General features: G+C 57.3%; 19 protein-coding genes. 10 read left to right on the forward strand and 9 right to left on the reverse strand.

Features of this window, described 5'->3' with window-relative positions; genetic code table 11:
* Positions 1-255 precede the first annotated feature (255 nt).
* The 8 genes from gmk to IOB61_RS15960 all read right to left on the reverse strand — a co-directional run bounded on the left by gmk (position 256) and on the right by IOB61_RS15960 (position 6,890).
* A complete protein-coding gene (gmk, locus tag IOB61_RS15925) occupies positions 256-903 on the reverse strand; it encodes a guanylate kinase (RefSeq protein WP_290818833.1) in 648 nt (215 codons plus the stop codon).
* Positions 893-1,795, reverse strand: coding sequence for a YicC/YloC family endoribonuclease (locus tag IOB61_RS15930; RefSeq protein WP_290818835.1), 903 nt, complete (start codon positions 1,793-1,795; stop codon positions 893-895). Before IOB61_RS15930 ends, gmk begins: the two co-directional genes overlap by 11 nt.
* Entirely contained in the window at positions 1,792-2,847 is a 1,056-nt protein-coding gene (gene mltG, locus IOB61_RS15935) for an endolytic transglycosylase MltG (RefSeq protein ID WP_290818837.1), read from the reverse strand. Before mltG ends, IOB61_RS15930 begins: the two co-directional genes overlap by 4 nt.
* Complete coding sequence (gene fabF, locus IOB61_RS15940) at positions 2,847-4,127, reverse strand: beta-ketoacyl-ACP synthase II (RefSeq protein ID WP_290818839.1); 1,281 nt, start codon at positions 4,125-4,127, stop codon at positions 2,847-2,849. The genes mltG and fabF overlap by 1 nt, the downstream gene beginning before the upstream one ends.
* Before the next feature lie 7 nt (positions 4,128-4,134).
* Positions 4,135-4,371: an acyl carrier protein gene (locus tag IOB61_RS15945; RefSeq protein WP_085339046.1), complete on the reverse strand. Its 237-nt coding sequence runs from the start codon at positions 4,369-4,371 to the stop codon at positions 4,135-4,137.
* A gap of 126 nt (positions 4,372-4,497) precedes the next feature.
* Positions 4,498-5,232, reverse strand: a complete 735-nt coding sequence (gene fabG / locus IOB61_RS15950; RefSeq protein ID WP_290818841.1) for a 3-oxoacyl-[acyl-carrier-protein] reductase — start codon at positions 5,230-5,232, stop codon at positions 4,498-4,500.
* Positions 5,233-5,251: 19 nt separating this feature from the next.
* Complete coding sequence (fabD, locus tag IOB61_RS15955) at positions 5,252-6,196, reverse strand: ACP S-malonyltransferase (RefSeq protein WP_290818865.1); 945 nt, start codon at positions 6,194-6,196, stop codon at positions 5,252-5,254.
* Between the two features lie 49 nt (positions 6,197-6,245).
* Positions 6,246-6,890, reverse strand: coding sequence for a LysE family translocator (locus IOB61_RS15960; RefSeq protein ID WP_290818843.1), 645 nt, complete (start codon positions 6,888-6,890; stop codon positions 6,246-6,248).
* A gap of 285 nt (positions 6,891-7,175) precedes the next feature.
* Here IOB61_RS15960 and rpsF point away from each other — a divergent pair, with 285 nt between their 5' ends.
* The 10 genes from rpsF to IOB61_RS16010 all read left to right on the forward strand — a co-directional run bounded on the left by rpsF (position 7,176) and on the right by IOB61_RS16010 (position 17,451).
* The gene (gene rpsF, locus IOB61_RS15965; protein ID WP_290818845.1) at positions 7,176-7,553 is read left to right on the forward strand and encodes a 30S ribosomal protein S6; all 378 of its coding nucleotides are present in this window, start codon (positions 7,176-7,178) and stop codon (positions 7,551-7,553) included.
* Between the two features lie 2 nt (positions 7,554-7,555).
* On the forward strand, positions 7,556-7,813 hold the full coding sequence (rpsR, locus tag IOB61_RS15970; protein WP_085339051.1) for a 30S ribosomal protein S18: 258 nt from the start codon (positions 7,556-7,558) through the stop codon (positions 7,811-7,813).
* A gap of 12 nt (positions 7,814-7,825) precedes the next feature.
* The gene (gene rplI / locus IOB61_RS15975; RefSeq protein WP_290818847.1) at positions 7,826-8,401 is read left to right on the forward strand and encodes a 50S ribosomal protein L9; all 576 of its coding nucleotides are present in this window, start codon (positions 7,826-7,828) and stop codon (positions 8,399-8,401) included.
* Between the two features lie 153 nt (positions 8,402-8,554).
* On the forward strand, positions 8,555-10,381 hold the full coding sequence (locus IOB61_RS15980) for an ATP-binding protein (protein ID WP_290818849.1): 1,827 nt from the start codon (positions 8,555-8,557) through the stop codon (positions 10,379-10,381).
* Positions 10,382-10,471: 90 nt separating this feature from the next.
* Entirely contained in the window at positions 10,472-11,962 is a 1,491-nt protein-coding gene (locus tag IOB61_RS15985) for a replicative DNA helicase (protein WP_290818851.1), read from the forward strand.
* The gene (gene alr / locus IOB61_RS15990) at positions 11,955-13,043 is read left to right on the forward strand and encodes an alanine racemase (RefSeq protein ID WP_290818853.1); all 1,089 of its coding nucleotides are present in this window, start codon (positions 11,955-11,957) and stop codon (positions 13,041-13,043) included. Before IOB61_RS15985 ends, alr begins: the two co-directional genes overlap by 8 nt.
* A gap of 6 nt (positions 13,044-13,049) precedes the next feature.
* A complete protein-coding gene (gene radA, locus IOB61_RS15995) occupies positions 13,050-14,477 on the forward strand; it encodes a DNA repair protein RadA (RefSeq protein WP_290818855.1) in 1,428 nt (475 codons plus the stop codon).
* Between the two features lie 20 nt (positions 14,478-14,497).
* Positions 14,498-15,163 (forward strand): CvpA family protein, encoded by a 666-nt coding sequence (locus IOB61_RS16000; RefSeq protein ID WP_290818857.1) that lies wholly within the window; start codon positions 14,498-14,500, stop codon positions 15,161-15,163.
* Positions 15,160-16,677: an amidophosphoribosyltransferase gene (purF, locus tag IOB61_RS16005; RefSeq protein WP_290818859.1), complete on the forward strand. Its 1,518-nt coding sequence runs from the start codon at positions 15,160-15,162 to the stop codon at positions 16,675-16,677. Before IOB61_RS16000 ends, purF begins: the two co-directional genes overlap by 4 nt.
* A gap of 24 nt (positions 16,678-16,701) precedes the next feature.
* Complete coding sequence (locus tag IOB61_RS16010) at positions 16,702-17,451, forward strand: SDR family NAD(P)-dependent oxidoreductase (protein WP_290818861.1); 750 nt, start codon at positions 16,702-16,704, stop codon at positions 17,449-17,451.
* Between the two features lie 2 nt (positions 17,452-17,453).
* Here the strand turns inward: IOB61_RS16010 and IOB61_RS16015 are convergent, their stop codons facing one another.
* Positions 17,454-18,311: a glycosyltransferase family 2 protein gene (locus IOB61_RS16015; RefSeq protein ID WP_290818863.1), complete on the reverse strand. Its 858-nt coding sequence runs from the start codon at positions 18,309-18,311 to the stop codon at positions 17,454-17,456.
* Positions 18,312-18,467 lie beyond the last annotated feature (156 nt).

Raw genomic sequence — 18,467 nt, forward strand, 5'->3', positions numbered from 1 at the left:
ATGGCCGCGACATCTGGGTCGTCAAGTGCGCAGCTTCGCTGCGTCGCAAGCGATCCGTTTTCGAAGAAACCGGACACTTGACTACCCCGATGTCGCAAGAACAATTTCGTTTGCGGTTGGGTGACCAGAATGGGCACCAAAACGCGTCTAGACAAAAAGAAATCCAAGAAACCGTCATCCCCGCCGAAACGCAGTGGAGAGCGGGGACCTCATGGGATTTTGCGGGCCAAGCTTCGCTGATCGCGATGCGCGCCCTCACGTATCCTCGCGCAGGAGCCCTTGTACGAAGCCGCCCATCCAGGGTTGGCGGGCGCGGCGCATGCGTTCGGCGGCGAGGATGGTTTTTAGGTGGGCATAGCTCTGTTCGAGGTCTTCATTGACCAGCACATAGTCAAAATTCTCCCAACGGCTGATCTCGCCATAGGCATTGGTCATGCGCTTTTTAATCACCTCGGGGCTATCTTGCCCGCGTGAGATGAGGCGGCGCTTCAGCTCTGCCATGCTGGGTGGCAGGATGAAGACTTTGACGACATCTTCGGGCGCAGAGGTGCGCAATTGCAGCGCGCCCTGCCAATCGACATCAAACATCAGATCAAGGCCAGACTGCAGGGTGGCAAAGGCGCTTTCGCGCGGGCTGCCGTAATAATGGTCGTGGACTTCGGCCCATTCCAAAAAGCCATCTTGGGCGCGATGGGCGCGGAACTGGTCTTTATCGACAAAATGATAATGGACCCCGTCTGTCTCGCCAGGGCGGGGTGCGCGGGTTGTCCAAGACACCGATAGGGCGATTTCGGGGTCTTCTTCGACCAAGCGGCGCGACAAGGTGGTTTTGCCAGCGCCAGACGGGCTGACCAGAGCCAGCATCAAGCCACGACGCTTATGCAAATGGGTCTCACTCGACATTGGCTGCCTGTTCTTTCAATTGATCGACACTGGCCTTTAGATCAAGGCCCGCGCGGGTAAGTTCCAGTGCCGCAGCTTTGGCTGTTAATGTATTGGATTCGCGGTGGAATTCTTGAGCTAAAAAATCAAGCTTGCGCCCGATATCGCCGCCCTCTTGCAGGAGCGCGCGTGCTTGACCACTATGGGCGCGTAAGCGGTCCAATTCCTCCCGCACATCGGCTTTTAGCGCCAGCGCAGCCGCCTCTTGCAACAGGCGCTGTTGGTCATAGGGCACATCGCCCAAAAGCTCTGCCGCGCGCTTTTGCACCCGGTCGGCAATGGCAATGACTTGGGCCTCTGCTGCAGCCTCGGCTTGAAGGGTGACCGTCTCAATACGCGTCAACAAAGTCTCAAACAGGGTAAAGAGCCCCTCGCCTTCGCGCTGACGGGCGACCAAGAGGGCATCTAGGGCGCTTTCCAGGCCGATGGCTAAAGCCGCCTCGCGCGCGGCCTTCACCTCATCAGGCTCCACAAAGTCGGCGCTTTCCAAAACCCCGCGCACTTGCAACAGGCCGTCCCAACTGGGCCGACCCACTTTGCCCTGTTCGATCAAGGCTTGGCCTTCAGCGAGATAGAAGGCAATCATCTCGTGATTGACGCGGACCATGGGGCCTATGGTGGTGCTGTCGCGCTTGGTGGCAAGCGAGACCTGGATTGAGCCGCGTTTAAACCGTTTGGCACAGCCTTCGCGGATTTTGGTCTCAAACGCCTCATAGCCGGGCGGCAGTTTGAACTTTACGTCCAGATTGCGACCATTGACGCTGCGCGCTTCCCACGCCCACGCGACATCGCCTGCTTGGCCTTCGGCGCGGCCAAAGCCCGTCATGCCCAGAAGCGGAACCTTTGGCTTCATTCGCCACCGCCTAAGAGACTTTGGCTCTTCTTTTCTTGCTCAGCCCGCCATGCGCGCCAGCGCTGTACATTGCGATTATGCTCCGCATAGGTCTCTGCAAAGACGTGGCCGCCTGTGCCATCGGCTACGAAGAAGATTTCGCGCGTGCGCGGCGGGTTCAGGACGGCGGCAATCGCATCCTTGCCGGGATTGGCAATCGGCGTCGGCGGCAGACCCTGGATCACATAGGTGTTCCACGGATGGGGGTTTTCAATGTCGCTGCGGAAAATCTTGCGGCGCAGCGGGGCGCCTTTGGTGATGCCATAAATGATGGTGGGGTCAGATTGCAGCTTCATGCCCAGTCGCAACCGATTGACGAAGACGGCCGCCACACGGGGGCGCTCCTCGGCAATGCCTGTTTCTTTTTCCACGATAGAGGCCAAAGTGATGGCTTCTTGTTTGGTAGAAATTGGGAGATCAGGGGCGCGCTTTAGCCATAATTGGTCAATCAGAGCCTCATGGCTTTCCTGCATCCTTTTGACGACACTGGCGCGGGTATCCCCGCGCTGGATCGGATAGGTGTCGGGGTTTAAGGTGCCTTCGGGCGGTGGCGGCGGTAGCTTGCCCGTCAGAAACTTATTGGCTTCCAGACGGGCATAAATCTGGCTGACACTCCAGCCCTCGGGCAGCACGACAACGCGCTTAACGCCTTCCCCGCTGGCCAAGATTTTGGCGATACGAGCAGGTGTCGCGCCGGAGGGAATTTCATATTCAGCGATCTTGAGACCCGCTGCTGAACCTGTGATCTTGACGGCCAAGCGGAAGCCAAATGCCGACCGCACAAGGCCCTCCTTCTGCAGACGCGCCCCCACTGTGCTGGCAGAATCACCTTCTTGCACAATGAAAAAGCTTGAGTCCCCCTCTTTGGCTTTCGGGCCCGGCCCCAAAAGGAACAGGCCCGTGCCGATCACGAGAAGAATGGCGGCGAGCCCCAGCCCAACCCAGACGCGCTGCCACATGGCCTTAGCTTGCGCCGCCTTTTTGCCACGCACTTTGGCGACGGGATCGGTCATTAGACCGCTTTCAGGACGAGTGCCGCATTGGTGCCGCCAAAGCCAAAGGAATTGGACAACACAGCCTTAGCCACGACTTTCTTTGCTTCCAACGGAACAAGATCAATCTTGGTCTCAACCGAAGGATTGCGCAGATTAAGGGTTGGGGGTGCGATCTGGTCACGCAGGGCCAAGAGCGAGAAAATCGCCTCCACACTACCCGCCGCACCCAAAAGGTGGCCAATCGCCGATTTGGTAGACGACATGGTCAAGCCATCGGCATCGGCCCCAAACAAACGCTCAACCGCGCGCAATTCGATCTCGTCACCCAAAGGCGTCGATGTGCCGTGCGCATTGACATAGCCAATGTCGGCCGCATTCAGGCCCGCATCTTTCAAGGCTGACCGCATGGCGCGGAAGCCACCATTGCCATCTTCAGAGGGGGCGGTGATGTGATAGGCATCGCCCGACATGCCATAGCCGGCCACTTCGGCATAAATCTTTGCGCCGCGTGCCTTGGCATGCTCATATTCTTCCAGCACCACAATGCCGGCACCTTCGCCCAACACAAAACCATCCCGGTCTGTGTCATAGGGACGCGAAGCAGACGTTGGATCGTCGTTAAAGCCATTGGACAGTGCGCGGGCTGCAGCAAAGCCTGCAATGCCAATCTTGCACACGGCAGCCTCACAGCCCCCGGCAATCATCACATCGGCATCGCCATATTTGATGATACGCGCTGCATCGCCAATCGCATGGGCACCGGTCGCACACGCCGTCACCACCGAGTGGTTTGGCCCGCGGAAGCCGTGCTTGATCGACACATGGCCTGAGGTGAGATTGATCAGAGCAGAAGGCACAAAGAAGGGGCTGATCTTGCGATGGCCTTCCTTCTCCAACAACAGCGCATTGTCTGCAATCGTGGAAAGCCCGCCAATGCCCGAGCCAATCATAACGCCCGTGCGCTCTTGTTGTTCTTCGGTTTCAGCAACCCAGCCAGAATCGGTAATCGCCTCATTGGCGGCTGCGACGCCATAGAGAATAAACTCATCGACACGCCGACGGTCCCGCGACGACATGGCGGTTTCAGGATCAAACGACCCTGCGACATCAACCCCGCCGCCGCCGCGCCCCGTCGTCCAAGGGACTTCGCACGCATAGCGGACCGGCAGGTCAGACGCATCAAACGCAGTGATGGTGCCTGCCCCGTTTGCACCGGACAGCAGGCTTTTCCAAACGAAATCGGCCCCGACCCCGATTGGGGTGACGAGGCCGATTCCCGTCACGACAACGCGACGCATGCTCTGATCAGCCAGCGTTGGCCGAAATGAACTTCACCGCGTCGCCGACGGTTTGGATCTTTTCAGCAGCATCATCTGGGATCTCAACGCCAAACTCTTCTTCAAAAGCCATGACGAGTTCCACTGTGTCGAGGCTGTCTGCGCCCAGATCATCAATGAAGCTCGCATTTTCAACGACTTTATCCGCATCAGCGTCCAAGTGCTCAATTACGATCTTTTTTACGCGGTCGAAAACGTCAGACATTGTTGGTCCTCGAATCCTGCCGAAATCCCTTCGGCGTTGTTATAGTTACCGTTTTGCCAACATAGCGCCACGGGAGTTGAACGAATTAGCACCTTTGGCTTGAGGCCGCTAGCGCCAAAACAGTATCTAAATCATCGCCATTCCGCCATTTACGTGCAAAGTCTGCCCGGTAACATAGCTGGCTTGATCGGATGCTAGATAGACAACCGCTGCGGCAATGTCATCAGGCTGACCAAGGCGCGCGGCAGGAATAGACTTAGTAATGGCCTCTTTTTGCGCCTCATTGAGGGCATCGGTCATGGGCGAGACAATAAAGCCAGGTGCGATGCAATTGGCTGTAATGCCGCGCGAAGCCAATTCTTGCGCGATGGATTTGGTGAAACCGATCATGCCCGCTTTTGAGGCTGCATAATTGGCTTGGCCGGGATTGCCCGTCACACCAACCACCGACGTAATGGCAATGATCCGGCCTAAACGGCGCTTCATCATACCCTTTGATGCTGCCCGCGCTAAGCGGAAGTAGGACCCCAGATTGACGTCGAGCACACGCTCAAAATCCTCATCCTTCATGCGCAAGAGCAAGCCGTCCTTGGTGATGCCCGCATTGGCCACCAAAATATCCAGACCGCCTAAAGCCTCTTCAGCCCGACCAATCAGACCGTCGGTTTCAACGGGGTCTGACAAATTGCACGCCAGAGCCACACTGCCGGGCAGTTCCGCGCTCAATGCATCGAGGGCTTCTTGGCGGGTGCCAGACAAAGCGACTTGGGCACCAGCGGCATGTAAAGCGCGCGCAATCGCCCCGCCAATGCCGCCCGTTGCCCCAGTTACAAGCGCCTTTTTGCCTGTGAGATCAAACATCTGCGTTCCTTCTTTCGTCTTAGCTTAAAGAAGCGGCAAAGGCCGCAATTTCATCAGCACCCGTCAAGGCGATGGACGTGGCCTCGGGCGCAATGCGCTTGGACATGCCGGTCAACACGCTGCCTGCCCCTAATTCGACAAAGTGGGTCGCCCCTTGGGCTGCAAACCAGCCAATCGATTCCCGCCAGCGGACGCGACCTGTCACTTGCTCCACCAATAGCTTGGCGATGGTATCGGGGTCTTGGGTCGGTGCCACCGTCACATTGGACAAGACGGGCACCACGGGCTTGTTGATGGTGGTCGCACCAAGGGCTGCGGCCATTTCTTCTGCCGCTGGGGCCATGAGGGGGCAATGAAACGGTGCCGAGACCGATAAGGGAATGGCACGTGCGCCTAGTTCCTTGGCCGCCGCAATCGCCGCATCCACGCCTTCTTTGGTGCCCGAGATCACAATATTGCCCGCATTATTATCATTGGCCACTACGCAGACACCGACTTTGGCCCCGGCCGCAGCGGCCGCTTCTGCCAAAGCCAAATCGACTTTTGGACCAATCAGACTGGCCATCGCCCCCAAGCCCGGTGCCACCGCGCGCTGCATGGCTTGGCCGCGCAGGCGCAACAAGCGGGCTGCATCGCCAACGGAAAACGCCCCTGCTGCGGTCAGCGCGGAATATTCACCCAACGAGTGACCTGCCACAAAGGCAGCCTTATCGACGCCAATGCCAAACTCTGTGCGCAGCACGGCCACCACAGCCATGCTAACCGCCATCAAAGCAGGTTGCGCATTTTCAGTCAGCGTCAGGGTCTCAATCGGACCTTCTGCCATGAGGCTTGAAAGCTTTTGCCCAAGCGCGTCATCAATCTCTGCAAAGACCTGCTTTGCGGCGGGGAATGCTTCGGCAAGGGCAACACCCATACCGACGCTTTGGCTACCTTGGCCGGGAAATTGGAAAATCAGCATGATTTGGCGTTAGCCTCGCAGGCCCGTTTAGGCAAGTGGGGCGAAACGTGCATTAGGCTTGCCCAGCCAGTCCATCCCAAACTAGCCAAGCAGCAATGCCCAAGAGTGCGGCGGTAAAAAAGATATTGAGATAGGTACGGCGCTTGCCCGCACTTAGCCATGGGCGCAGGCCCCCGGCTGCTAGAACAATGGCCAGATGGACGCTGGTTGCCACCCCAATATGGGTAAGGCCCAACCACAGGCTTTGCAGCCACATGGACTCACCACCCCCCTCCACAAAGCGGGGCAGGAGCGTCACGTAAAAGAGGGCAGCCTTTGGATTTAGGATATTGAGGGTTAGGCCGCGCATAAAATGCCGCCCGGCCTCTGTGGATGTATCCTCGCCCTCGCCTGTGCCCGCCTCACCCTTTTGTCTGGCCCGCTCGATCCAGGGTTCAAAAGCCAGATAGACCAGATAAAGCACACCCAACCAGCGCAAGCCCGCCAGAAGCTGGGGTTGGGCCGCCATGAGCGCACCAAGACCTGCAATCGCCGCAACCAAATAGAGGCATAGGCCCAGTGCGATCCCCAAAACCGCCTGCAACCCCGCTGCCCTGCCCTTGTCCAGCGTCAAAGTCGCCAGCCACGCCATATTGGGCCCGGGCGTCAGCTCCAACAGCGCCACGACAAGCAAAAACTCCATCCAATTGAGTGTCACGTGGCCCGCCGCCTTTCTAAGTGCTTGGCGAACACCTTTGCTGTCCTAAATCCTTTGCGCAAGGCCAGATTGGGTGGCTTTACTGCGCGCCACCCCTTCCCTTTTCCACAGATAAGTGCTTTACGCCCCGCTTCACTGATTGCGGTCCGCCCGCATGAGCGACTTCGTGTGCCTAATAAGCCTGTAAGCACGAGGAAGCTGCGACGCGGAACCATCAGGTGGTTTAGTCCCCGCTGAACCATTTGCCGCAATCGCCTGGGGCGCATCTAACGGAAATGGATTCTCATGCCGTTCTACGAACATATCATTATTTCGCGGCCAGATATCTCGCCGCAGCAAGTTGACGAGCTGGTTGAAGGCATCACCGCTTTGATCACCGAAAAGGGTGGCAAGGTTGGTAAGGTCGAATATTGGGGCCTGCGCAACTTGGCTTACCGGATCAACAAAACCCGCAAGGGCCATTATTCGTTGATCAATATCGATGCTCCAGCCGCAGCTGTCCATGAAATGGAACGCCTGCAGCGCATCAATGAAAATGTCATGCGCTATATGACCATTGCCGTTGAAGAGCTCGAAGAAGGTCCTTCGCCTATTTTGGCCCGTCGTGAACGCGACGAAAAGAAACAGCGCGCACGCACTGAAACCAATGGGATGGATTACTGATCATGACTTCCAAGTTCACCATCTCCAACCTGCCATCGCGTCGTCCATTTGCACGCCGCCGTAAGGTTTGCCCGTTCTCTGGCGATCAAGCGCCAAAGATCGACTTCAAAGACGTGAAGCTGTTGCAACGTTATTTGTCCGAAAAGGGCAAGATTGTGCCATCGCGCATCACGGCCGTCAGCCAAAAGAAGCAACGCGAACTCGCTAAGGCGATCAAGCGCGCCCGCGTCTTGGCTCTTCTTCCCTATCACGTCGTTTAAGGAGACGCCGACATGGACATCATCCTGCTCGAACGCGTCGGCCGCCTTGGCGGTATTGGCGACATCGTATCGGTAAAGCCTGGCTATGCGCGCAACTATTTGTTGCCGCAAAAGAAAGCCCTGCGCGCTACTGAATCCAACAAGAAATTGTTTGAACTGCAACGTGCGGCTCTTGAGACCCGTAACGCAGAAGCCCGCGCAGCAGCGCAAGCTGCTTCTGAAGGTTTGGCAGGTCAGGCATTCGTGCTGATCCGTGCAGCTGGCGAAAGCGGCCAATTGTATGGTTCGGTTGCCGCACGCGACATCGCAGAAGCCGCTAATGCAGCTGGCTTCCACGTTGCCCGCAACCAAGTTCAGCTCGACACGCCAATCAAGGCAATCGGCTATCAGACCGTGAAGATCCGTCTCCACCCTGAAGTCGAAGTTGAAGTCTTCATCAATGTGGCGCGCACGCCAGATGAAGCTGAACGTCAAGCCAAGGGCGAAAACGTGATCAATTCGCAATTTGACGAAGATCGCGTCGCAGCAGCCGAACAGGCCGCTGAGATCGCTGAAAACGCTGTTCAATTGGACGGCTACGAAGCCTAAGCATCTGCCCTCTGGGCATTTGGTTGAGTTGAAAGCCTCGCAGGTAGTCCTGCGGGGCTTTTTTCTTTGCCTATACTTGCGCACACCCACACAGAAAGCACCGGCTACCGCAAGTATAAGGAGAATTTAAGACAATTCCTCTATGTTCGACGAATGAGCGATAAGCACGCATCCGCCGAGAAGATGGAAGCTGTTGAATTGGTGGCTGTTTATGCCCCAATGGCGCGTGCTTATGCCTTGATTTTGGGCGTCTATTACGTCCTGCTCACTGCCGGCCATCTCTTGGTTTTGAAGGGCACTTTGGCAATCGTCATGGCCTGTCTGGCTGCGACCAGCGGTGCCGTTATCCTGACCTTGCGCTTTACCCTCTTGAGTAAGGTGACGCGACTGGCACAAATTGGCATTGCCATATTTGTGGTCAATCTGCTTGCCATCACCAATGTGGTGACCCACGCAAGCTATGCTGGCGATGAAATCCAATATGTCTATTTGCTGATGCTGGCTTTTGGCAGCGCGATTTTAGGACCCACTATGGGGGTCGTGGCGGCCAGTTTGGCTTTGGTTGCCTTGGGCGCAGCCTTCCTAACCATCACCGGCTCAGAAGCCCTGATTGTAAATAAGGTTTTCACCGGCGTGACGGCCGTGGTGGGCAGTTTTGCGGCCTCCATCTTCCTGCATCGCACCGTCCGCAGCCAAGTTGATTTCCGCGTCCAATCACAAGATTTGCTCGAAATCGTCGAGCGTGAACGGTTGCGTGCCCAAACCTTGGCGGATGAAGCCGATTTCGCCAATCGCGCCAAGACGGACTTTTTGGCGAATATGAGCCATGAGTTGCGCACACCGCTTAACGGCGTGGTGGGCATCGCCAATACTTTAGCCACCACCAAACTTGATCCCCATCAAAAAGAGATGGTGGACCTGATTGATGCGTCTGGCCGCACTTTGGCGCGACTCTTGTCAGACATTCTCGACTTTTCCAAAATTGAGGCCGGCAAGGTTGAGATTGAGCGCGCGCCCTTTGATTTGCGCGCCGAACTTGATGCCTCTGCCCTCCTGCTTCAAACCCAAGCGGCTGACAAAAAGCTGCAGTTTGACGTCACCTATGGCGAGCATGCCAATGGCTGGTTCTATGGCGATGCGACGCGGATCAAACAGATCGTTGCCAATCTGGTATCCAATGCCGTGAAATTCACCGATCAGGGTGAAGTCCATGTCTTTATCAATTGGTCAGAAGCTTCAGAAATCCTTGAAATCAAGGTCGTCGATACCGGGATTGGCTTTGATAAGGAAACCGGGCGGCGTCTGTTCCAACGCTTTATTCAAGCCGACACCTCCATTACCCGGCGCTTTGGCGGCACGGGCCTTGGCCTTGCGATTTGTCGCGGCCTGATTGAGGCCATGGGTGGGGGCATGAATTGGGAATCGGAGCCCGGTGAAGGCTCAACCTTCATTGTGCGCATTCCGCTGGAGCGCGAAGAGGCCCCAAGCGGCACAGTGTCCCAAGAACCGGCTCTCGACATGGCGGGGGTTGATCAAGACGCGCCCTTGCGGATTTTGGCTGCGGAAGACCACCCCACCAATCAGAAAGTCTTACGCTTGATCCTAGAGCCTTTAGGCGTTGATCTAACCCTGTGTGACGATGGTATGGCCGCGTTGAAGGCCTATCAGGCTGGCCGGTTTGATGTGGTCTTGATGGATATGCAAATGCCCGTCATGGACGGCCTATCGGCAACCCACGCGATCCGCGAGCATGAAAGAGCCCATAATCTGCCGGCGACCCCCATTGTGATGGTGACCGCCAATGCGATGCGCCAGCACCGTGATCAAGCGATCGAAGCCGGTGCCAATAGCCATTTGGCCAAGCCCTTCACCCCCGCCTCGCTGATGGAGGCGATTGAGGCAGCGCTTGCTGAGGGCCAAGGTCCGGATGCGCTTGATGCATCCACGCCAAAAACGGTCGCAACGGCGCATTCGGCATAAGTATCCACAGGTGAAAAATTGCTGGGGATGTTCTAGCCTCGTTCTGCGTCGCACAGGTGATTCGCCGCGCGACACCTGAAAGAGTGCGACATGGCTGATGGAAACCTTACCCCGCTCGATCCCGCCCGTGTGCTGCGCACGGCCCCGCATAATTTGGACGCTGAACAAGCCCTGATCGGGGCTATTCTGGTGGACAACCAAGTCACCAGTCGTATTGGGGACATGCTGAAGCCGTCGCACTTCTATGACCCCGTGCATGGCCGGATCTATGACACCATCACCCGTATGATCCAAAAGGGCTCGCTGGCCGATGGCATCACCTTGCATGCCAAGTTCAGCCAGGATGGGGCGTTGAAAGATATTGGCGGGGCCGCTTATCTGGCGACCCTTGTGGATGCCGCGGCAGACCCTGCAGCGGCGGCTGATTATGGCAAGCTGATCTTTGACTTGGCCGTGCGGCGCGATCTGATCCGCATCGGCTCTGAGATGATGGCGGATGCTTCTGACCATGAAGATGGGATGGAGGGCGGTACCCGCCTGATCGAGACTGCCGAAAAGAAGCTCTATACGCTCGCAGAAACCGGACAACTCAATCAGGGCTTTAAGAGTTTTGCGGCCTCTCTGGCTGCAACCATCGATATCACGGCAGCAGCCTTTAAGCGCGATGGTCAGCTGATTGGGGTGCCGACGGGCCTGAATGAAATCGACCGGATGTTGGGTGGCCTGCATAAGTCGGACTTGCTGATCCTTGCTGGCCGTCCTTCGATGGGCAAAACAGCCCTTGCCACCAATATCGCGTTCAATGCAGCCAAGCGCTATAAGCGGGAAGCGCGCCCTGATGGGTCGTTCCAAACCATTGATGGGGGTGTGGTTGCCTTTTATTCGCTGGAAATGTCGGCCGAACAGCTGACCATGCGTTTGCTTGCCGATTATACTGGCATTGGGTCAGACCGTATGCGGCGCGGCGATCTTGATAAGGACGAATATGCCAAGCTGCGCGAAGCCGCCATCGATCTGCAAAGCCTGCCGCTTTACATTGATGATACAGGCGGCTTGTCCATTTCAGCGCTCGCAGCCAGAGCCCGGCGCCTGCAGCGCCAGCATGGCCTTGATCTGATTGTGGTCGACTATCTACAGCTTGTTACCACCAGCGGCTCTAAGCGCTCAGACAATCGGGTGCAGGAAGTCAGTGAAATCACCCAGGGCCTCAAAGCCCTCGCCAAAGAGCTGCAAGTGCCGATCATTGCGCTGTCCCAGCTTTCCCGCCAAGTGGAAAACCGCGAAGACAAGCGGCCCCAATTGGCCGACTTGCGGGAATCAGGCTCGATCGAACAAGACGCCGACGTCGTGATGTTCGTCTATCGCCACGCCTATTATCTCGAACGCCAAGAGCCTAAGCCCGGCACGACAGAGCATTTCCAATGGCAGGAAGAAGTCAGCGAAATGCGCAATATCGCCGAGGTCATTATCGGCAAACAGCGCCACGGCCCGATTGGCAAAGTCCGCGTTGGCTTCCAAGCCGAGCTGACCAAATTTACCAATCTGGAGTCCAGCGGACGGTATGAGAGCTTGGATGACTGATCCAGTCGCTGCATTCCCGCGCCAAAGCCAGTTACGGATTGATTTGGGTGCTCTGGCCCGCAATTGGGCCTTTTTTGCCGAAAACGCACAAGGGGCTGAATGTGCGGCTGTGGTGAAGGCCAATGGCTATGGCCTGGGGCTGGCCGAAGTGGCGCAGAGTCTTGCCGATGCGGGCTGTAAAACCTTTTTCGTCGCCCATGCATTTGAGGGGGAAAAAGCCCGCCAAGCTTTGGGGCCAGATCCTGTCATCTATGTCCTCAATGGCGTCATGGCTGATGAAGTTAAAGCCTTTCTGGCCACAGATTTGCGGCCGGTTCTCAATGATGTGGGTCAGGTGGAATTGTGGGCTCAAGCCGGCCTTGGACAGCCTGCGGCCCTGCATATCGACACAGGCATGAACCGCTTGGGCCTTAGCGAGGAAGATTTGGATCGGGTGGAAGAGACCATTTTCACCCTGAACCTCTCTCTCATCATGAGCCATATGGCCTGTGCGTCGGACCCACAACACCCCAAAAATGGCATGCAGCGGGAAGCCTTTGTCTCCCTTGCGGCCCGTCTCCCCCCTGCCCCTTTGTCGCTGGCGGCCTCGGCAGGCATTTTGTTAGACGGCGATTATTGCTTTGACTTGGTGCGCCCCGGCATTGGCCTTTATGGCGGCGGCCCGTTTGACCAAGACCCGGTGCCACTAGAGCCTGTCGCCACGCTGGAAGCCCCCATCATCCAATTACGCAGTGTGGGTCCGGGCGATACGATTGGCTATGGTGCGACCTGGCAGGCAGATCGTCGGCGCATAATTGCGACTGTCGCGCTGGGCTATGCGGATGGGTTTTTGCGCTCTGGGTCCAATCGGGGCTTTGCGATTTTGGGTGGGGCGGTGTGCCCCATTGTCGGGCGCGTCTCGATGGATTTGATTACTTTGGATGTATCCGGTGCCGGAAGTGCAGCCAAAATCGGGGCGATGGTCCAATTTCTGGGCCGTGCTGCCCCCTTAGATGCGCAAGCCCAAGCCCTCGACACCATCCCCTATGAAATTCTGACCCGATTGGGAGATCGCTTTGAGCGCTCCTATTTAGAAGGCTGATTAGGCATGGCCAAATCCCAATCTGTCTTTGTCTGCCAGTCCTGTGGCGCGGTCCATGCCCGTTGGCAGGGCCGCTGCGAAGCCTGCGGGGCTTGGAACACCATTGTCGAAGAAGCCCGCGAAAGCCCCCAAGCCCTTAGTCCTTCGGCCCGGGCGCGCGGCAAGGGACCGGGCCTGACGTTTCAAGCGCTAGACGGTGTGGCCCAAGCCCCGCCACGGCTTGCAACTGGGATTGAAGAATTCGATCGCGTTTGTGGCGGCGGCTTGGTGGAGGCTTCGGCCATTCTGGTTGGGGGTGACCCCGGCATTGGCAAGTCGACCTTGCTGCTACAGGCTGTGGCAAATGCCGCCGCCCGCGGCATCAAATCGGTCTATGTCTCCGGCGAAGAAGCTATCGCGCAAATCCAAGACCGGGCTCGCCGGATGGGGATTGAGAAAGCCCCCGTGCAATTGGCGGCCGAAACCCGCCTTGAGACCATTTTGGAAGCCCTCAAGCACGAAAAGCCCCAACTTGCGATTATCGACTCGATCCAAACCGTGTGGACCGAAACGCTAACTGCGGCGCCGGGCACCGTCGCCCAAGTGCGCGCCTGTGCCCATGAATTGGTGCGCTATGCCAAAAAGGCCGGTACCGCCATCATCCTTGTTGGCCATGTGACCAAGGATGGCCAGATTGCGGGGCCGCGTGTGGTCGAACATCTGGTCGATGCGGTCCTGCAGTTTGAGGGCGAACGCGGCCATCATTTCCGGATCCTACGCGGCCTCAAGAACCGCTTCGGCCCGACCGACGAAATTGGTGTGTTTGAGATGGGCGACGCGGGTCTGCGCGAAGTCACCAATCCCAGCCAGCTCTTTTTGGATAATCGCGGCCATGCCCGCCCCGGCAGCGTGGTTTTTGCTGGGATTGAAGGCACTCGCCCGGTTCTGGTGGAAATCCAGGCCCTCGCCTCGCCCACGGCGTTTGGCGCACCCAGACGGGCCGTGGTTGGCTGGGACACCACGCGCCTTGCCATGATCCTTGCTGTCTTGGAAACACGCTGTGGCTTGGCCTTTGGCGGGCGCGATGTCTATCTGAATGTGGCTGGCGGCCTTAAAATCAGCGAACCAGCAGCCGATCTTGCGGTGGCTGCTGCCTTGGTCTCAGCCCTCTTTGACCAAGCTTTGCCGGAAGATTGTGTGGTCTTTGGTGAAATTGCGCTTTCAGGCGATGTGCGCCCGGTTAGCCGTGCCGATGCCCGCCTTAAAGAAGCCGAGAAGTTAGGCTTTACTCAGGCCTTCCTTCCGCGCGCGGCTTCGTCTAACACGACCGCAACCAGTTCAAGCCAAGCCCGCCGACTCGTGGCAGGGCAGACAGGCGTAAAGCATCGTGTGATTGCCACCGCCGGCGACCTTGTGGCGACCATCACAGGGCAGGACTATCCCGAGACGCCTTAGTCTCTTTTGGAGCAGTGTGTATGAACGGATTTGATATCGTCATTCTTGCGATTGTGGCGATCTCAGCTCTTTTGGCCTTTGCGCGCGGCTTTGTCCGCGAAGCCTTATCAATGGCGGCCATGTTCATTGCCATTCTCGCTGTCCTCTGGGGCTTTCCAGTTTTCCGCGAACCGATGCGCGGGCTTATTGAGACTGGATGGCTGGCGGATGCGGCAACAGTCGGCGGTATTTTTATCCTGATCTATATTGCCGTGCGCGTCATGACGGGCCGTATCCATGAATGGATCCATGATTCCGAGCCTTTAGGGATTTTGGATCGAACAGCAGGCCTGCTTTTTGGTGTCGCGCGTGGCTTTGCCCTTGTCGGTGTTGCCTGTCTGGTCGTGACCTCCATCGCCCCACCCAGCATGTTGCCGAAATCATTTCAGGAAGCGAAATTCTACCCGATGGTCATGCTAACAGCCGATGCGCTGAAGCATTTGGCACCGCAGGCCGGACAAGCCGCAACCAATATGGCCCGAGGTGCCGCTGCCGCGGGTGAAGACCTAGCTCATTCCCGCAAAGGTGATACAGCAAATGTGCTGGATTCATCCGTAGACGGCGAGCCCGTAAAGGCTCAAAAGGCCCCCACTTGGACGTTGCGTCCAAATAACTCAGTGACCCCTGACCCGGAGAGCGAAAAATGAACCCTCAGTGCAATGGGCAAGACGCGCAAGCCGGTGCATCCGGCGTCACGGGTGACATTGAAGTTTGGTTGGACCCACATGAAGATCGGCTGCGCGAAGAGTGCGGCGTCTTTGGGATCGCCCATAATGCCGAAGCGGCCGTTCTAACTGCCCTGGGCCTGCATGCCCTGCAACATCGGGGTCAGGAAGGCTGCGGCATCGTTACCTTTGACGGGGCGCTTTTCCATAACGAGCGCCACATGGGTCTGGTAGGCGACCACTTTACCGGCAATGATTTGATGAAGCGCCTGCCCGGCCAAAATGCCATTGGCCATGTGCGCTATGCCACCCAGGGCGGGACGATCCTGCGCAATATCCAGCCCTTGTTTGCCGACCTTTCCGGTGGTGGCATTGGCGTTGCCCATAATGGTAATCTGACCAATGCCCGCAAATTGCGCGAACAATTGGTGGAAAATGGCGCGATTTTCCAATCAACCTCCGACACCGAAGTTATCCTGCAACTGATTGCCCGCTCGCGCGCGCCGCGCATGATTGAGCGTTTTGTCGATGCCCTCCATCAGATCGAAGGTGCTTATGCCTTGGTGGCTTTGACCAATAAAAAGCTGATTGGCGCGCGTGACCCCTTGGGCATTCGCCCGCTGGTTTTAGGCGACCTTAACGGCTCGCCCGTCCTCGCCTCAGAGACTTGTGCGCTCGATATGATTGGCGCGACTTTTGTGCGCGAGATCGAGAATGGCGAAGTCGTGGTCTGTTCTGAAAAGGGCGTGGAAAGCATCAAGCCATTTGGACAACGGGCACCGCGTCCTTGCGTGTTCGAATTCGTCTATTTCTCGCGCCCAGACTCAGTTGTCGATGGCAAGTCCGTCTATGATGTGCGCAAGCGCATGGGCATGCGCTTGGCACAAGAAACCAAGATTGAGGCTGACGTCGTGGTGCCCGTCCCAGACTCTGGCGTGCCTGCTGCTTTGGGCTATTCAGAAGCCTCTGGCATTCCCTATGAATTGGGGATTATCCGCAACCATTATGTCGGCCGTACCTTTATTGAGCCGACCCAACAAATCCGCACCCTCGGCGTGCGCCGCAAGCATTCGGCCAATCGCGGTGTCTTAGAAGGCAAGCGCGTTGTGCTGGTGGATGATTCCATCGTACGCGGCACCACCTCACGCAAGATCGTGCAAATGGTGCGCGATGCAGGGGCAAAGGAAGTGCATTTGCGCTCGGCCTCCCCCGCCATTCAATGGCCAGACTTCTATGGCATCGACATGCCCGACCGCGACCAATTGATTGCAGGCCATAAGAGCGTGGCAGAAATGGCTGAGATTTTGGGGGTGGATTCCTTGGGGTTCCTCTCCGTTGATGGTCTCTATTGGGCTTTGGGAGAAGCAACCCGCAACCCCCATGCGCCGCGCTATTCCGATCATTGCTTCACCGGCGACTATCCAACCCGCTTGGTCGATTTCGACCGGTCCCAATCGGATAAAGATCACCAATTGTCCTTCTTAGTCGAAGCCTAAGACTCCCACATAGCGAGAATAGTCATGACCGATACGAAAGTCGTCCTAGTAACCGGGGCAAGCCGGGGCATAGGCCGTGCCGCAGCCCTCGCCTGCGCCCGCGCAGGCATGCAAGTTATCGCCACGGGCCGTGCGCAAAAAGCCCTAGAAGACCTAGATGACGACATTCGCAAGGCAGGCGGATTGCCCGCCACCATCGTGCCGATGGATCTGACCGATTTTGACGCGATTGATCGCTTGGGCGGGGCCTTGTTCCAACGCTATGGTCGCTTGGACGGGATGATCCATGCTGCCGCCCATTTGGGCGAGTTGACGCCCGTGGCCCACGCCACACCGCGCATGGGCGAGCAGATGATTGCCACCAATCTGACCGCAAGCTGGCGCTTGATCCGCTCGATGGAGCCCTTATTGATCCAAGCCCCTGCAGCGCGCGTGATTTTCTTCACCTCAGGCGTCGCCCATCATCCGCGCGCCCATTGGGGCCTCTATGCGGCCACGAAGGCGGGCGTGGAAGCACTGGCCAAATGCTGGGCCGATGAGATTGAGTTTAAGAAAGTCGTGGTCACGGTGCTCAATCCAGGTGGCGTGGCAACCATGATGCGCAAGAATGCCTTCCCCGGCGAGGATCAGGCCACCCTGCCCCAGCCCGAACATTTGTCCAGCATGATTTTGGAATTGATGAGCGAAAGCCATACCCAGACTGGGACAACGGTGCATTTCCGCGAGACTGAGCATTTCAAGGCTTGGCAAGCGGCCCACCCACAAAAGGCCTAAGCCTAGCGGGGGCTGGGCTGGCCCAACATCCCCCGCCACGTCCCCGCCCACGTCCCGCCATAGCGGGCGCGCCGCTTGGCATTAAAGGTCACCAGCGCGACCAGATATTTCAATCCATTGACCAACAGGATCGTGGCGGGGCGGTAGGCTAGGCCATATTTGCGCGAGATATAGGCCCGTGACCAAGCTTGGCAGGCGCGCATCAAAAAGGCGGTCTTCAGATTGGGCGTGCTGGACTTGCCGCGTAAATGCGTGACCACGGCTTCATGTACATAAAGGATCGGATAGCCCTGATCGACAACGCGGCGGCACAAATCATCATCTTCAAAAAACAGAAAAATATCGGGGTCAAAGCCGCCAAGAGAGTGAAACAAGTCGCGCCGCATCAGCATGCAGGCCCCAGACAGCGCCGGCACACAAGCATCCCCACTGGGCACGGTCTTACCGCTCTGCTTGCTTTTCAGATAAGTCGACAGAATAGAACGCGGCTGGAAAAAGTAAGCGCCGTCTTCTTCATAGATACGCGGGCCAAAAAGGCCTGCTTCGGGATAGGTTTCAACGGCTTCCAAAAAGCGCTCAATCGCTTCTGGTTGCACCACAGCATCTGGATTGATGAAGAGCAGCCAATCGGTTTTTGCCGCCTCTGCCCCGCGATTATTCGCAACGCCAAAGCCGAGATTGGTTTCGCAAGCAAGGACTGTTGCCCCCTTGTCGCGCGCGATTGTGCGGGTTTCGTCGCGGCTCGCATTATCGACAACTAAAGTCGCCACACCTTGCGCCTGCAGGGCCTCTACGCACGGGCCGATGACGGCCTGGCTATTATAGGTCACGATAATCGCCGTGACGCTGGCTGCACTCATCGCGCGCAAAGTTTCGATAGGGGCAAGGCCATGGTGAAATTCCCGTTTCCGAGACCCAATTAGAGCTTGATTTCAGCCTGAATTAAAGGACTAGCGCGTCTTTTTATTGGCGCGCGACGCATTCTTGCCCAGCTTCTTGCCAAGATCGGAAGAGCG

The organism is Aquidulcibacter sp. (genome assembly GCF_020253525.1).
Classification (GTDB): Bacteria; Pseudomonadota; Alphaproteobacteria; order Caulobacterales; family Aquidulcibacteraceae; genus Aquidulcibacter.

Excerpts from the sequence above, each read along its gene's own strand:
- IOB61_RS15985 (WP_290818851.1), top strand. The coding sequence starts at position 10,472 with ATGGCTGATGGAAACCTTACCCCGCTCGATCCCGCCCGTGTGCTGCGC.
- mltG (WP_290818837.1), bottom strand. The coding sequence starts at position 2,847 with ATGACCGATCCCGTCGCCAAAGTGCGTGGCAAAAAGGCGGCGCAAGCT.
- IOB61_RS15930 (WP_290818835.1), bottom strand. The coding sequence starts at position 1,795 with ATGAAGCCAAAGGTTCCGCTTCTGGGCATGACGGGCTTTGGCCGCGCC.
- IOB61_RS16000 (WP_290818857.1), top strand. The coding sequence starts at position 14,498 with ATGAACGGATTTGATATCGTCATTCTTGCGATTGTGGCGATCTCAGCT.
- purF (WP_290818859.1), top strand. The coding sequence starts at position 15,160 with ATGAACCCTCAGTGCAATGGGCAAGACGCGCAAGCCGGTGCATCCGGC.
- radA (WP_290818855.1), top strand. The coding sequence starts at position 13,050 with ATGGCCAAATCCCAATCTGTCTTTGTCTGCCAGTCCTGTGGCGCGGTC.
- rpsF (WP_290818845.1), top strand. The coding sequence starts at position 7,176 with ATGCCGTTCTACGAACATATCATTATTTCGCGGCCAGATATCTCGCCG.
- IOB61_RS16010 (WP_290818861.1), top strand. The coding sequence starts at position 16,702 with ATGACCGATACGAAAGTCGTCCTAGTAACCGGGGCAAGCCGGGGCATA.
- rplI (WP_290818847.1), top strand. The coding sequence starts at position 7,826 with ATGGACATCATCCTGCTCGAACGCGTCGGCCGCCTTGGCGGTATTGGC.
- IOB61_RS15980 (WP_290818849.1), top strand. The coding sequence starts at position 8,555 with ATGAGCGATAAGCACGCATCCGCCGAGAAGATGGAAGCTGTTGAATTG.
- rpsR (WP_085339051.1), top strand. The coding sequence starts at position 7,556 with ATGACTTCCAAGTTCACCATCTCCAACCTGCCATCGCGTCGTCCATTT.
- alr (WP_290818853.1), top strand. The coding sequence starts at position 11,955 with ATGACTGATCCAGTCGCTGCATTCCCGCGCCAAAGCCAGTTACGGATT.
- fabF (WP_290818839.1), bottom strand. The coding sequence starts at position 4,127 with ATGCGTCGCGTTGTCGTGACGGGAATCGGCCTCGTCACCCCAATCGGG.
- fabG (WP_290818841.1), bottom strand. The coding sequence starts at position 5,232 with ATGTTTGATCTCACAGGCAAAAAGGCGCTTGTAACTGGGGCAACGGGC.
- IOB61_RS16015 (WP_290818863.1), bottom strand. The coding sequence starts at position 18,311 with ATGAGTGCAGCCAGCGTCACGGCGATTATCGTGACCTATAATAGCCAG.
- IOB61_RS15945 (WP_085339046.1), bottom strand. The coding sequence starts at position 4,371 with ATGTCTGACGTTTTCGACCGCGTAAAAAAGATCGTAATTGAGCACTTG.
- gmk (WP_290818833.1), bottom strand. The coding sequence starts at position 903 with ATGTCGAGTGAGACCCATTTGCATAAGCGTCGTGGCTTGATGCTGGCT.